The organism is Pseudomonas sp. SC3(2021), assembly GCF_019856535.1.
GTDB classification, from domain to species: Bacteria; Pseudomonadota; Gammaproteobacteria; order Pseudomonadales; family Pseudomonadaceae; genus Aquipseudomonas; species Aquipseudomonas monsensis.
Window position 1 is genome coordinate 1,983,363 of sequence record NZ_CP082236.1, and the last position, 13,069, is coordinate 1,996,431.

Below are 13,069 nucleotides of genomic sequence, written 5' to 3' on the forward strand. Positions count from 1 at the left end.
GCTGTTCAGGACGCCAGGCTCTTGCGAAAGCGTGCCAGGGCAATGAAGAAGAACAGCAGGCCGATGGCCGTCAGCGCCAGCAAGTCCGGCCAGACCACGCTCAGCCCCGCGTCGCGAAACAGAATCGCGGCGCTGAGGCTGACAAAATGCGTGGACGGCGAGCCCTGCATGACCCACTGCAGCCATTGCGGCATGCTGTCCAGCGGCGTGCTGCCGCCGGACAGCAGCAACATCGGGATGATTACCGGAATCGCCAGCAGACCGAACTGTGGCGTCGAGCGCGCCAGGGTCGCCAGAAAAATCCCCAACGCGGTACTGGCAAACAGATAAACCGCCGTCACCAGCAAAAACAGGCCCATCGAGCCGGACAACGGCACGCCCAATGCGCCTTTGACCACCACCTCCAGCGACAGCCAGGTGCACAGCACCACCACCAGCAGGTTGCTCCAGATTTTCGCCAGCATGATTTCCAGCGCCGTCAGCGGCAGCACCAGCAAATGGTCGAGCGTGCCGTGCTCGCGCTCGCGCAGCAGCGCCGTGCCCGTCAGGATGATCGCCAGAATGGTGATGTTGTTGACGATCTGAATCACCGCCAGAAACCAGCCGCCCTCCAGGTTGGTGTTGAACAGTGCGCGGGTGGTCAACTGGATGGGCGTTTTGCTCACGGCATCGCCCTGGCCGCCGTAGGTCTGCAATTCACGCTGGAAGATCCGGCTGATGTAGCCGGCGCCCATGAACGCCTGGCTCATCGCGGTGGCATCGACGTTGACTTGAATGGCCGGTTGCCGCGCCGCGAGCAGATCGGTTTGAAACCCTGCCGGAATGTTGATCACGAAGGTGTACTGGCCGCTGTCCATCACCTGATCAAGTTGCGTATAGGGCAACAGCACCGGCGTCTGGAACTCCGGCGGTTGCAGGGCCTGGGCCAACTGGCGCGAGAGGGCACTGTGGTCTTCGTCGACGATCGCCACGCTGGCGTTGTGTACGCCGATCACCGAGCCGGCGGCGGGCATGTAGATCGCCACGGTAAAGGCGTAGAACAGGAACAGCAGCAACACGCTGTCGTGGCGCAGGCTGGTCAGTTCCTTGAGTCCCAGGCGCAGGATGTGCGCGAACTTATGCATCAGGCCTCCTGCTTTTTCAGCATGATCAGGCTCAGCCCGGTGAACCCGACAAAGAACCCGAACAGCGCCAGGCATTGCGGCCACAGTTGCCGCAGGTCCAGCGCCTTGGTGAACGTGCCCACCGCGATGTCGAGAAAGTGTCCTGCCGGAAACAGCATGCCCATCACCGCCGCCGCCCCCTCCAGCGAAGAGCGCGGCACGATCAGCCCGGAGAACTGAATGGTCGGCAGGCTGGTGATGATCATGGTGCCGAGGATCGCGGCGATTTGCGTGCGGGTGAACGCCGAGATCAGCAGGCCCATGCTGGTGGTCGCCAGCACGTACAACAGGCCGCCGAACGCCAGCGTCAGCAGGCTGCCCTTGAACGGCACGCCGAACAGCCAGCGGTTCATCGCCACCAGCAGCGCGAGATTGACCAGACTGACCAGCAGGTACGGCGCCTGTTTGCCCAGCAGAAACTCCAGGCGGGTCAGGGGCGTGGCGTAGAAGTTGGTGATCGAGCCGAGTTCTTTTTCGCGCACGATGCCGAGTGCGGTGAGCATCGCCGGAATGAACGCCAGAATCAGCGCCATGACCCCGGGGCCGATGGCGTTGACGCTGACCACATCCTGGTTGTAGCGAAAGCGCGTCTCGAGGCTGGCACCCGCCTGATGATTGATCGCGGGGCTGCTCTGCTCGGCCAATTGTTGCAGGTTGGCCAGGTGCACGGCTTCGACATAATTGCGGCTGGTCTCGGCGCGAAACGGCATGCCGCCATCCAGCCACGCCGCCACTGCAGGTTGGCGCCCGGCGTACAGGTCGCGGCCGAATCCGGGGGGGATTTCCAGCGCCAGTTTGATCTCCGAGCGTTGCAGGCGGCGGTGTAATTCTTGAGCGTCGTGGATGGCCGGGCGTTCATCGAAATAGCGTGAGCCGCGAAAGGCTTCCAGATAGGTTCGGCTCTGCGGCGTCTGGTCCTGGTCGTACACGGCGAACGCGAGGTTTTCCACGTCCAGGGAAATCCCGTAGCCGAAGATCACCATCATGAAGATCGCCCCCGCCAGTGCGAAGGCCATACGCACCTTGTCACGCAGCAGCTCCTTGCCTTCGCGACTGGCCACCGCGAGCAGACGGCCGAGGCTGAAACCGCGCTGCTTGAGTGGCGGCGCGGCGGCCGCTGGCGCCGTCGATGATTCGCTCGCGGGAGGCGTTTCGGCAGTGCCCTGGGCCTGTTCCAGGCAGGTCACGAAAGCGGCTTCCAGCGTCTCTCCACCGAACTGCTGTTGCAATGCCGCCGGGGTGTCGCACGCGAGGACTTTGCCGGCGTGCATCAGCGAGATGCGGTCGCAGCGCTGGGCTTCGTTCATGAAGTGGGTGGAGAGGAAAATCGTCACGCCCTGCTCGCGTGACAGTTCGATCAATAGCCGCCAAAAGTCATCGCGGGCTGCCGGATCGACCCCGGACGTCGGCTCATCAAGAATCAGCACTTCCGGGCGGTGCAACACCGCCACCGCCAGTGACAAACGTTGGCGCAGACCCAGCGGCAGGGCGCCGGACGGCTGATCGGCGACGCCGAGCAGGTTGAAGCGCTGAATCAACGCTTCGATGCGTTGCGCGCTTTCGACCTTGGGCAGGTCGAACAGCCGCGCATGCAGCTCAAGGTTCTGCCGCACACTGAGCTCGCCATACAGCGAAAAACTCTGGGACATGAAGCCGACCCGCTTGCGCGTGGCCAGATCCTTGGCATTCACCGGGTTACCGAGCAGCGTCGCGCTGCCCTCGCTGGCCGGCATCAGTCCGGTCAGGACTTTCATGGTGGTGGTCTTGCCGCAGCCGTTGGAGCCGAGAAAACCGAAAATTTCGCCGCGACCGATGGCGAAGCTGACGTGATCCACGGCGGTGAAGTCGCCGAAACGCAACGTCAGGTCGTGGGCCTCGATGGCGATGTCGGTGGTGCTGTCGGTGCGTGGCGGAATCACCAGCGGCTGAGCGTCATGCTGGCGGTCGCCCTGGAAATGGGTGAAGGCCTCATCGAGTTTGCCGCTGGGGGTGACGGCCGCCAGTTCACGGCTCAGGCCGGTGGCAATCAATTTGCCGTTGTCGAGCATCAAGCAATGCTCGAACTGTTCGGCTTCCTCCATATACGCGGTGGCGACCAGCAGGGTCAGTTGCGGGCGCTGGCGCCGCACGTCGTCGACCAGTTCCCAGAACCGTCGGCGCGAGAGCGGGTCGACGCCGGTGGTCGGCTCGTCGAGGATCAACAGATCCGGTTCATGGATCAGCGCGCAGCACAGCCCGAGTTTCTGTTTCATGCCGCCGGACAATTTGCCGGCGGGGCGCTCGGCGAATTTCAGCAGGTCGGTGGCGAGCAGCAGGTTGTGCATGCGTTGCTCGCTGTCGGCTTTCGACAGGCCGAACAGCGTAGCGAAGAACTGAATGTTTTCGCGGATCGACAGCTCGGGATACAGGTTGCCGCCCAATCCCTGGGGCATGAAGGCGATGCGCGCATACAGCGTGTCGCGGTGGCGGCGCTGCTGGATCGGCCCGCCGAGGACGTCCAGTTGCCCTTGCTGCAAGGCTTTCACCCCGGCGATCAGCCCCAGCAGGCTGGATTTGCCTGCGCCATCGGGGCCGATCAGCCCGCAACGGGTGCCGGCGGGCAGGCTGAAGGCGATCTCGCTCAGCGCTTGCTGTTTGCCGTAGCGGTGCGCGATGCCGTTCGCCTGAACCGCGAGGCTGTTCATTGCAGATTGGCCGGCCAGGCGATCGGCGCGGTGCGTACATACCCGGCGCCGGGCATGCCGGGCTTGGCTTGCGGCACGGCGCTGGGTTGGGTCAGGCGCAGCTTGACGCGGAACACCAGTTTTTGCCGCTCGTCGCGGGTTTCGACCTCTTTCGGGGTGAACTGCGATTTGCCGGCGACGAAACTGATTTTTGCCGGCAACGGCTTGTCGGGCAGGGCATCGAGCAGCACCCGCGCTTCATCGCCCACCGCCAGACGTCCGGCCACGGCGGCGGACAGGTAGAGGTTCATGTACTGATCATTGGGATCGATCAACAGCAGGACGCGGCCACCGGCCCCCAGCACCTCGCCGGGTTCGGCCATGCGCAACTGGATCACGCCATCAATCGGCGCGCGCAGGCTGCTGTCGTCGATTTCGCTGGTCAGTTGCGCGACCTGCGCCTGTGCAGCGCCAATCGCTGCACTGACCGCCGACACCTGAGCGCGCGCCGCCGTCACGGCTGCGTTGCCGGTACCGATGCGCGACTGCAATTGATCGATGACCTGGGCGCTGACGAAACCGTGCTTGAACAGTGATTGGGAGCGCCCGAGTTCCTGCTGGGCCAGCAATAGCTCACTCTGACGCAACTGCACGTTGGCCTGGGCGGCGTTGAGGTTTTCCCGCGCACGCACGACCTCGGCTTCGGCCTGGTTGCGCTGGGCCTCAAGGGTGCGCGTGTCCATGCGCGCCAGCAATTGGCCCTGGCTGACCTTGTCGCCTTCATCGACCAGCACCTCGGCGAGGCGACCGGGGGTCTTGCTGGCGATCTGCACTTCGGTGGCTTCGAGTCGTCCGTTGCCGGCCGACAGGCCTTCGGGCAGGCGACTGCTGATTGACTTCCAGTAACCGAAGCCGCCGGCGGCCAACAGTAAGGCGATGAGCGATCCGGCAAATAAAAGTGAGGAACGGCGGTGCGTCGACATGGGGGCATCCTGCGGCTGTGGCGTCCAGTCTGACGGTTCAAGCGCAGGGGGCGCTTGATGTCAATCAAATGAGCGGCAAGCCTAGACCTTTTTGTCTGCCAGCACTGCGTGACCGGGCGGTTCTCAGCGCAGGCCGAGCACAGCGGCCCATTGTTCGGCGGTGACGGGCATCACTGACAGCCGCGAGCCCTTCTGCACCAGCGGCATTTGCGCCAGCGCGGTCTGCTGTTTCAGGTAATCGAGTTTCAAGACCCGCACAAAGGTTTCGACGTGCGCCACGTCGATGGCGCTCCAGGCATTTTTTTCCAGTGTGGCCTTTGGATCGAAGTAATGGCTCTCCGGCTCCAGTGCGGTGGGATCCGGGTACGCGGCCTGGATGATTCTGCCGATGCCGGCAATCCCCGGTTCCGGGCAGCTGGAATGGTAGAAAAAGAACTCATCGCCTACCGCCATCGCGCGCAGGAAATTGCGCGCCTGATAGTTGCGAACCCCGTCCCAGCGCGCTGTGCCGAGCTTCTCCAGGCCTTTGATCGAAAGTTCGTCGGGCTCGGATTTCATCAGCCAATAGGCCATGGTTTTTTGCTCCTGAAACGGTCATTGGGCAGGTTGTCGGGCAATTTTATGACAAACCGACAGTCGGTTGACGTCAGCGTTTGCGCGCAGGTTCACGTTGTCGCAAAATGCCGGCCTTTAAAGCTTGACGCTGCTGCACGGCCTACGAACGGAAACCGCTGCTGTCATCGTGATGATGTGCCTTGAGGGGGGCAATCGATGAAACGCAAACCGGATTTGCTATGGACTTTGGTCATTTTGTTCGGCCTGGGTGTCGTGACCACGGGTTACGCGCAAAGCCTGTGGTCCAACAAGACCGACGCGCCGATTGAAGTGGCGCAACAGGTGCAACAGTCGACAGCCTTCAAGCGCTGAAACTGCCTTCTCGACGCCGCGTTTTCGTGCGGCGTCCTACCCCGCGACATACCACGCCTTGTCAGTGACCGTGCCCTGCAGCGGTACATCCCAACTGGCTTGCGCCAATCGTTCGACCTTCTGACATTCATGGGCCAGGCCCAACAGCGTGGGCTTGCGCCAGTGCTTGCGCCGGGCCAGATACGCCAGGCTGCGGTCGTAGAAGCCACCGCCCATCCCCAGGCGCCCGCCGACGTCATCAAATCCAACCAACGGCAACAACACCAGGTCCAGTGTCCAGATCTTGCGCTGGCGCGCCAGTTGGGCGCGCGGCTCCAGAATGCGGAAGCGATTGGGTTTGAGTTTCTCCCCGGGACGGATGCGCTGGAACACCATTTTGGTCCGTGGCCAGGCACTGAGCACCGGCAGATAAGTGGCCTTGCCCCGGCGCTGGGCTTCGCGCAGCAGCAGGCGCGGATCGATTTCGCCGTCGGTGGGCAAGTACAGGGAGATGTGTCGGGCCCGGCGAAAGTGCGGGTCTTGTGCCAGTTGGCGGAACAGGCCTTTGGCGGCCTGGCGTTGCTCGCCTGGGGTCAGTGAGCGGCGCGCCTTGCGCAGCAGGCGGCGGAGTTGCGGGCGTGGCAGCAGCGCAGGTTCGGTCATGGTTCGGCTTCGGCAGGTGAGGGCGAAAACGCACGCATAAAAAATCCGATGCCGGCAAATACCGACATCGGATTCGAATCAGGCTCCCCGGATGAACCGCTGTCAACTTAGCCCTTGAACCCGAAAGTTCAAGGTGGAAGATGCAGTAGACTTTAAGGCTTTCCGTCTAGCGGACATGCACACCAGCCCAACGTGCAACTTCCAGGGTAGTGCGAATCGGCTCAGGGACATCGTCAACTGGCAAGCACCCCAGGGAGTGCGGCGAGTATACCGCAAGCGGCCGGTTGAATCAGCCCTTGCTGGTGTTCTGATCGTCGGCGAGGACCAGATCGACACGATCGAGCAAGTCGCGCACCTGTTCACGGGTCGAACCGCTGGCCTGGATGTCCGGGCGCTCTTCTTTGTGCAAGAGGTCGTGGGTGATGTTCAGCGCGGCCATCACGGCGATGCGGTCGGCGCCGATGACTTTGCCGCTGCTGCGGATCTCGCGCATCTTGCCGTCCAGGTAGCGTGCGGCACTGACCAGATTGCTGCGTTCTTCCTGCGGGCAGATGATCGAATACTCTTTGTCGAGGATCTGCACGGTGACGCTATTGCTTGAACTCATGAGTCTTGCTCCAGGGCCTTGAGGCGCGAAATCATCGATTCGACCTTACGCCGGGCGATTTCGTTTTTTTCAATGAGGTGAGCGCGTTCCTCGCGCCAGGTCTTTTCCTGAGCTAGTAAGAGTGCATTTTGACTCTTAAGTTGCTCGACTCGGGTAATCAGCAGTTCGAGTCTGGCCATCAGCGCTTGCAGGTCGGTGTCTTCCATTGTGTCCACTGGGTCGGAGTCTGTCTGATGGGATAGCTGGCGGACAGCCTTTAATAGTCTTGGCGAGTCTGTCGATGTAGGATACAAGGCCTTCATTCTAGACATAGCGCCGTCTGGCGCCTAGCTGCCCATGACCATTGCGAATTCCCCGTACCAAGCCTTTGCCACCCTGCTGACTTCCAGCGGCCACAACGTCTCGCCTGCCGAACTGCATGGCCTGCTGCTTGGCCGCAGCTGCGCCGGCGCCGGCTTCGACAACGAAGGCTGGCTGATCGACGCCGCCGAATTGCTCGAAGGCGACATCCAGGACAACGTCCGCAACGCCCTGATCGGCTTGCAAGAGATGGTCAAAGGCGAGCTGACCGGTGACGACGTCACTGTCGTTCTGCTGTTGCCGACCGATGATGCACCACTGACCGACCGCGCCGCCGCGCTGGGCCAATGGTGCCAGGGCTTCCTCAGCGGTTTCGGCCTGAACTGCCGCGACAGCAGCATGCTCAGCACTGAAGCCACCGAAGTGCTGCAGGATCTGGCCGCGATCTCCCAAGTGCAAGATGCCCTGGAAGAATCCGAAGACGGCGAAACCGACTACATGGAAGTCATGGAGTACCTGCGCGTTGCGCCGCTGCTGCTGTTCTCGGAAACCAAGAAAGCCGACGTGCCGCCAGCCGCCAAGCCGTCGCTGCATTAATCGCGTGCCAGGGAAAGCCATCTGCCCATGACCCATATCCCCAAAGCGGAATACAGCCGTCGCCGCAAGGCCCTGATGGCGCAGATGGAACCCAACAGTATTGCGATCCTGCCTGCCGCCGCGGTGGCGATCCGCAACCGCGACGTCGAGCACGTCTACCGTCAGGACAGCGACTTCCAGTACCTCAGCGGATTCCCCGAGCCGCAAGCCGTTATCGTCCTGATGCCGGGCCGCGAGCATGGCGAGTACGTGCTGTTCTGCCGTGAGCGCAATGCCGAGCGCGAGTTGTGGGACGGTCTGCGCGCAGGGCAGGAAGGTGCGATCCGCGATTACGGTGCCGACGACGCTTTCCCGATCACTGACATCGACGACATTCTTCCGGGCCTGATCGAAGGTCGCGACCGGGTGTATTCGGCGATGGGCAGCAACCCCGAATTCGACCGCCACCTGATGGACTGGATCAACGTGATCCGCTCCAAGGCGCACCTCGGCGCCCAGCCGCCGAACGAATTCGTTGCCCTGGATCATCTGCTGCACGACATGCGCCTGTATAAATCGGCGGCAGAAGTGAAGGTGATGCGTGAAGCCGCACGGATCTCGGCCCAGGCCCACATTCGTGCGATGCAGGCCAGCCGGCCGGGGTTGTACGAGTACAGCCTCGAAGCCGAACTCGATTACGAATTCCGCAAGGGCGGGGCGAAAATGCCGGCCTACGGTTCGATCGTCGCTGCCGGGCGCAACAGCTGCATCCTGCATTACCAGCAGAATGACGCGCTGCTCAAGGACGGCGATCTGGTGTTGATCGACGCCGGTTGCGAAATCGACTGCTACGCCAGCGACATCACCCGCACCTGGCCGGTCAACGGCAAGTTCTCGCCGGAGCAAAAAGCGATCTACGAGTTGGTGCTGGCCTCGCAGGAAGCCGCGTTCGCCGAAATCGCCCCGAACAAGAACTGGAATCAGGCCCACGAAGCCACGGTTCGGGTGATCACCGCAGGTCTGGTGCAGCTCGGGATATTGCAGGGCGAGGTCGACGAATTGATCGCGACGGAAGCCTATAAAGCGTTTTACATGCACCGCGCCGGCCACTGGCTGGGCATGGATGTTCACGACGTCGGCGAGTACAAGGTCGGCGGCGAATGGCGGGTGCTGGAGGTCGGCATGGCGCTGACCGTGGAACCGGGCATCTACATAGCCCCGGACAATCAGAACGTAGCGAAGAAATGGCGCGGCATTGGCGTGCGCATCGAGGACGACGTGGTAGTGACCAAGAGCGGTTGTGAAATCCTCACGGGTGGCGTGCCGAAAACCGTCGCTGACATCGAAGCGCTGATGGCGCAAGCACGGGCACACGCGGCATGAGTCGAGTCAACCTTGCAATCATCGGTGGCGGCCTGGTCGGCGCCAGTCTGGCGTTGGCCTTGCAGGCCGGGGCCAAGGCCCGTGGCTGGAAAATCGTCCTGATCGAGCCGTTTGCCCCGGGCGACAGCTGGCAGCCGAGCTACGACGCCCGTTCGTCGGCGCTGTCCTTCGGTTCGCGGCAGATCTATCAGCGGTTGGGCGTGTGGCAGGAAATTTCCCGCCGCGCCGAGCCGATCAAACAGATTCACGTGTCTGACCGTGGGCGCTTCTCCACTGCCCGACTGTCGGCGATGGAAGAGGGCGTGCCGGCGCTCGGTTACGTGGTGGAGAACGCCTGGCTCGGCCAGTGCCTGTGGCAGCATCTGGATAAAGACGTGATCAGTTGGCGCTGCCCGGCGGAAGTCGCGCGCATGGAGCCGCTGCCTGACGGTTATCGCCTGACCCTCAACGATGAAACCACCGTCGAGTGCGATCTGGCAGTGCTCGCCGATGGCGGTCGCTCCGGGCTGCGCGAGCAGTTGGGCATCAACGTGCGCAAGCGTCCTTACAACCAGAGCGCACTCATTGCCAACATCACCCCGAGCGAAGCGCACAACGGCATGGCCTTCGAGCGCTTCACCGACGAAGGCCCGATGGCCTTGCTGCCATTGCCGGAAAACCGCTGCGCGCTGGTCTGGACCCGTCTGGGCATGGACGCACAACGTTTGGCCGACCTCAGCGAGCGCGATTTCCTCAGCGAACTGCAAGGCGTGTTCGGTTACCGTCTCGGTACCCTGAAGCAGGTGGGAGCACGCCATCTGTATCCGCTGTCGCTGGTCGAGGCCGAAGAGCAAGTGCGTTCGCATCTGGCCGTGCTCGGCAACGCCGCACACAGCCTGCACCCGATTGCCGGGCAGGGCTTCAACCTGTCGTTGCGCGATGCCGATGCCCTGGCCGCCGCGTTGCTCGCCAGCGACAAACCGCTGGGCGACTTCGCCACGTTGCAGGCGTATCGCGAGCGCCAGCGCCTGGATCAAGACCTCACTGTGGGCTTCTCGGATCAGGTCACGCGATTGTTCGGCAGCACCCAGCCGCTGGTTTCGCTGGGGCGCAACATTGGTTTGCTCGGCCTCGATCTGCTGCCTCCCGCCAAGCGCTGGTTTGCCCGCCAGGCCATGGGGCTGGGGACGCGGCCGGATGCTTGAGCGGCTGGCCGGCACTTTCACTTTCAGGAGCGCGCCACCCACCGGCGCGCTCGGTAAAACCCTTTACGGGCGGCGCACGCCGCCAGCGAGACAGGCTTAAAGCATGGAAATGCGCGCAGATCTGCTGATTGTCGGGGCCGGAATGGTCGGCAGCGCCTTGGCGCTGGCGCTACAGGACAGCGGGCTGGAAGTCCTGCTGCTTGACGGCAGCCCGTTGAGCGTCAAACCGTTCGCTGTCGACGCACCGTTCGAACCGCGGGTGAGTGCGCTGTCGGCGGCCAGCCAGCGGATTCTCGAACGCCTCGGCGTGTGGGACGGCATCGCCAGCCGGCGCAGCAGCCCGTACACCGACATGCACGTGTGGGACGGCAGTGGCACCGGCCAGATTCATTTCTCGGCGAGCAGTGTGCACGCCGAGGTGCTGGGGCATATCGTCGAAAACCGTGTGGTTCAGGATGCCTTGCTCGATCGTTTGCACGACTGCGATCTGGGCATGCTGGCCAACGCCCGACTGGAGCAGATGCGCCGCTCCGGCGATGACTGGCTGCTGACCCTGGCCGATGGTCGCCAGTTGCGCGCGCCGTTGGTGATTGCCGCTGACGGCGCCAATTCAGCCGTTCGCCGGCTGACCGGCGTGGCGACGCGCGAGTGGGATTACCTGCACCACGCGATTGTCACCAGCGTGCGCAGCAGCAAGCCGCACCGGATGACCGCGTGGCAGCGCTTTACCGATCACGGACCGCTGGCGTTTCTGCCACTTGAGCGCGACGGGCAGCAGGATTGGTGCTCGATTGTCTGGTCGACCACCCCGAGCGAGGCCGAGCGCTTGATGGCACTGGATGAAGCGGCTTTCTGCAAGGCGCTGGAGCGCGCCTTTGAAGGTTGCCTGGGCGAAGTCATCAGCGCTGATCCGCGCCTTTGCGTGCCGCTGCGTCAGCGCCATGCCAAACGTTATGTGGCCGAAGGTCTGGCGCTGATCGGTGACGCGGCGCACACCATTCACCCGTTGGCCGGGCAGGGCGTGAACCTGGGTTTCCTCGATGCGGCGGTGCTGGCTGAAGTGCTGTTGCAAGCCAATGAGCGTGGCCAGCGTCTGGCCGATGTGAAGGTGCTGAGCCGTTACGAGCGTCGGCGCATGCCCCACAACCTTGCGCTGATGGCGGCGATGGAGGGCTTCGAGCGTTTGTTCCAGGCCGATCCGCTGCCAGTGCGCTGGCTGCGCAATGCCGGGTTGAAGATTGTTGAGCAGATGCCGGAGGCGAAGGCGCTGTTTGTGCGTGAAGCCCTTGGTTTGACGGGCGATCTACCGGCCCTCGCCAAGCCTTGATCTTCTCGTTGTTGCTGATGGCTACATCGCGAGCAGGCTCACTCCTACAGGGGAACGTATTCCAACGGTAGGAGGAGTCGTGCAACATCTGGTAACTCCTTGGAAAAGTGTTCGATTGAGAACCTAAATGTGAGTCCTTATCATTTGGCCCACATTTTCCGACCGAGAGATCACTCCCATGTTGGCACCCAAGCGTCTCCTGACCGCCCTGGCCCTGACCCTGATCGGCAGCACCACCGCCCAGGCCGCCGACGAGGTGGTGGTCTACTCCTCGCGTATTGATGAGCTGATCAAACCGGTGTTCGACGCCTACACCGCGAAGACCGGGGTGAAGATCAAGTTCATCACCGACAAGGAAGCGCCGCTCATGCAGCGGATCAAGGCCGAGGGCGAAAACGCCACCGCCGACCTGCTGCTCACTGTCGATGCCGGTAACCTCTGGCAGGCCGAGCAGATGGGCATTCTGCAGCCGTTCACCTCGAAGACCATCGACGCCAACATCCCGCCGCAATATCGCTCTTCGACCCATGCCTGGACCGGCCTGAGCCTGCGCGCGCGGACCATCGCCTATTCCACCCAGCGGGTAAAACCGGGCGAGTTGACCACCTACGAAGCACTGGCCGACAAGAACTGGGAAGGGCGCCTGTGCCTGCGCACGGCGAAGAAGGTCTACAACCAGTCGCTGACCGCGACCATGATCGAAGTGCACGGTGCCGAGAAGACCGAGAAAATCCTCAAGGGCTGGGTCAACAACCTGTCCACCGACGTGTTCTCCGACGACGTGGCGGTGCTGGAGGCGATCAATGCCGGCCAGTGCGACGTCGGCATCGTCAACACTTACTACTACGGTCGCCTGCACAAGCAGATGCCGGAGCTGCCGGTGAAACTGTTCTGGCCGAACCAGGCCGATCGCGGCGTGCACGTCAACCTGTCGGGTATCGGCCTGACCAAACACGCGCCGCACCCGGAAGCCGCCAAGGCGCTGGTCGAGTGGATGACCACGCCTGAAGCGCAGAAGATCTTTGCCGATGTGAACCAGGAGTTCCCGGCCAACCCGGCGGTGGCGCCTTCGGAAGAAGTGGCGGCATGGGGCAAGTTCATCGCCGACACCCTGCCGGTGGAAGTGGCGGGCAAGCGCCAGGCCGAAGCGATTCGCATGATGGATCGGGCGGGCTGGAACTGAGGCTTTTCGTATAACGTTTCATCGTTCAAGATCGCTCCCTCACCCCAGCCCTCTCCCGGAGGGAGAGGGAGCCGACTTGTAGTGTTTTCGAAACCTGAGTTCGACTCGATGTTTCGGGTCGATTTAGCTAC

13 protein-coding genes and 1 other RNA gene are annotated in these 13,069 nt (G+C 62.8%); 6 read left to right on the top strand and 8 right to left on the bottom strand.

The window, feature by feature from the left end; genetic code table 11:
* Positions 1-5 precede the first annotated feature (5 nt).
* The 4 genes from K5Y35_RS08750 to K5Y35_RS08765 form a co-directional block, all read right to left on the bottom strand.
* Positions 6-1,124 (bottom strand): ABC transporter permease, encoded by a 1,119-nt coding sequence (locus K5Y35_RS08750; RefSeq protein WP_123469713.1) that lies wholly within the window; start codon positions 1,122-1,124, stop codon positions 6-8.
* Positions 1,124-3,847, bottom strand: coding sequence for a ribosome-associated ATPase/putative transporter RbbA (gene rbbA / locus K5Y35_RS08755; protein WP_222834081.1), 2,724 nt, complete (start codon positions 3,845-3,847; stop codon positions 1,124-1,126). Before rbbA ends, K5Y35_RS08750 begins: the two co-directional genes overlap by 1 nt.
* Positions 3,844-4,809 carry an HlyD family secretion protein gene (locus tag K5Y35_RS08760; RefSeq protein ID WP_123469710.1) on the bottom strand — a complete coding sequence of 322 codons (966 nt, stop codon included), beginning with the start codon at positions 4,807-4,809 and terminating at the stop codon, positions 3,844-3,846. The genes rbbA and K5Y35_RS08760 overlap by 4 nt, the downstream gene beginning before the upstream one ends.
* Positions 4,810-4,932: 123 nt before the next feature.
* Positions 4,933-5,382: an EVE domain-containing protein gene (locus tag K5Y35_RS08765; protein ID WP_222834082.1), complete on the bottom strand. Its 450-nt coding sequence runs from the start codon at positions 5,380-5,382 to the stop codon at positions 4,933-4,935.
* A gap of 198 nt (positions 5,383-5,580) precedes the next feature.
* On the opposite strand from K5Y35_RS08765, the gene K5Y35_RS08770 reads away from it, so the two are divergent.
* Positions 5,581-5,736 carry a hypothetical protein gene (locus tag K5Y35_RS08770; RefSeq protein ID WP_095186895.1) on the top strand — a complete coding sequence of 52 codons (156 nt, stop codon included), beginning with the start codon at positions 5,581-5,583 and terminating at the stop codon, positions 5,734-5,736.
* A gap of 36 nt (positions 5,737-5,772) precedes the next feature.
* Here the strand turns inward: K5Y35_RS08770 and K5Y35_RS08775 are convergent, their stop codons facing one another.
* The 4 genes from K5Y35_RS08775 to K5Y35_RS08790 all read right to left on the bottom strand — a co-directional run bounded on the left by K5Y35_RS08775 (position 5,773) and on the right by K5Y35_RS08790 (position 7,191).
* A complete protein-coding gene (locus K5Y35_RS08775) occupies positions 5,773-6,378 on the bottom strand; it encodes a 5-formyltetrahydrofolate cyclo-ligase (protein ID WP_123469706.1) in 606 nt (201 codons plus the stop codon).
* Positions 6,379-6,458: 80 nt separating this feature from the next.
* Positions 6,459-6,637: non-coding RNA, 6S RNA (ssrS, locus tag K5Y35_RS08780), on the bottom strand.
* Between the two features lie 30 nt (positions 6,638-6,667).
* Complete coding sequence (locus tag K5Y35_RS08785; RefSeq protein WP_093429754.1) at positions 6,668-6,985, bottom strand: cell division protein ZapA; 318 nt, start codon at positions 6,983-6,985, stop codon at positions 6,668-6,670.
* Positions 6,982-7,191 (bottom strand): TIGR02449 family protein, encoded by a 210-nt coding sequence (locus K5Y35_RS08790; RefSeq protein WP_007940359.1) that lies wholly within the window; start codon positions 7,189-7,191, stop codon positions 6,982-6,984. Before K5Y35_RS08790 ends, K5Y35_RS08785 begins: the two co-directional genes overlap by 4 nt.
* Before the next feature lie 130 nt (positions 7,192-7,321).
* On the opposite strand from K5Y35_RS08790, the gene K5Y35_RS08795 reads away from it, so the two are divergent.
* The 5 genes from K5Y35_RS08795 (at position 7,322) to K5Y35_RS08815 (ending at position 12,938) form a co-directional block, all read left to right on the top strand.
* Positions 7,322-7,882 carry a YecA family protein gene (locus K5Y35_RS08795; RefSeq protein ID WP_123469704.1) on the top strand — a complete coding sequence of 187 codons (561 nt, stop codon included), beginning with the start codon at positions 7,322-7,324 and terminating at the stop codon, positions 7,880-7,882.
* Between the two features lie 27 nt (positions 7,883-7,909).
* Positions 7,910-9,244: a Xaa-Pro aminopeptidase gene (gene pepP, locus K5Y35_RS08800; RefSeq protein ID WP_123469702.1), complete on the top strand. Its 1,335-nt coding sequence runs from the start codon at positions 7,910-7,912 to the stop codon at positions 9,242-9,244.
* Positions 9,241-10,428 (top strand): 2-octaprenyl-6-methoxyphenyl hydroxylase, encoded by a 1,188-nt coding sequence (ubiH, locus tag K5Y35_RS08805; protein ID WP_123469701.1) that lies wholly within the window; start codon positions 9,241-9,243, stop codon positions 10,426-10,428. The genes pepP and ubiH overlap by 4 nt, the downstream gene beginning before the upstream one ends.
* Before the next feature lie 109 nt (positions 10,429-10,537).
* Positions 10,538-11,755, top strand: coding sequence for a 2-octaprenyl-3-methyl-6-methoxy-1,4-benzoquinol hydroxylase (locus K5Y35_RS08810; RefSeq protein ID WP_222834447.1), 1,218 nt, complete (start codon positions 10,538-10,540; stop codon positions 11,753-11,755).
* Positions 11,756-11,933: 178 nt separating this feature from the next.
* A complete protein-coding gene (locus K5Y35_RS08815; RefSeq protein WP_123469698.1) occupies positions 11,934-12,938 on the top strand; it encodes an extracellular solute-binding protein in 1,005 nt (334 codons plus the stop codon).
* Positions 12,939-13,069 lie beyond the last annotated feature (131 nt).

Bases quoted from the DNA above. Each gene is read 5' to 3' on its own strand.
- K5Y35_RS08750 (WP_123469713.1), bottom strand. From the start codon at position 1,124: ATGCATAAGTTCGCGCACATCCTGCGCCTGGGACTCAAGGAACTGACC.
- rbbA (WP_222834081.1), bottom strand. From the start codon at position 3,847: ATGAACAGCCTCGCGGTTCAGGCGAACGGCATCGCGCACCGCTACGGC.
- K5Y35_RS08760 (WP_123469710.1), bottom strand. From the start codon at position 4,809: ATGTCGACGCACCGCCGTTCCTCACTTTTATTTGCCGGATCGCTCATC.
- K5Y35_RS08765 (WP_222834082.1), bottom strand. From the start codon at position 5,382: ATGGCCTATTGGCTGATGAAATCCGAGCCCGACGAACTTTCGATCAAA.
- K5Y35_RS08770 (WP_095186895.1), top strand. From the start codon at position 5,581: ATGAAACGCAAACCGGATTTGCTATGGACTTTGGTCATTTTGTTCGGC.
- K5Y35_RS08775 (WP_123469706.1), bottom strand. From the start codon at position 6,378: ATGACCGAACCTGCGCTGCTGCCACGCCCGCAACTCCGCCGCCTGCTG.
- K5Y35_RS08785 (WP_093429754.1), bottom strand. From the start codon at position 6,985: ATGAGTTCAAGCAATAGCGTCACCGTGCAGATCCTCGACAAAGAGTAT.
- K5Y35_RS08790 (WP_007940359.1), bottom strand. From the start codon at position 7,191: ATGGAAGACACCGACCTGCAAGCGCTGATGGCCAGACTCGAACTGCTG.
- K5Y35_RS08795 (WP_123469704.1), top strand. From the start codon at position 7,322: ATGACCATTGCGAATTCCCCGTACCAAGCCTTTGCCACCCTGCTGACT.
- pepP (WP_123469702.1), top strand. From the start codon at position 7,910: ATGACCCATATCCCCAAAGCGGAATACAGCCGTCGCCGCAAGGCCCTG.
- ubiH (WP_123469701.1), top strand. From the start codon at position 9,241: ATGAGTCGAGTCAACCTTGCAATCATCGGTGGCGGCCTGGTCGGCGCC.
- K5Y35_RS08810 (WP_222834447.1), top strand. From the start codon at position 10,538: ATGCGCGCAGATCTGCTGATTGTCGGGGCCGGAATGGTCGGCAGCGCC.
- K5Y35_RS08815 (WP_123469698.1), top strand. From the start codon at position 11,934: ATGTTGGCACCCAAGCGTCTCCTGACCGCCCTGGCCCTGACCCTGATC.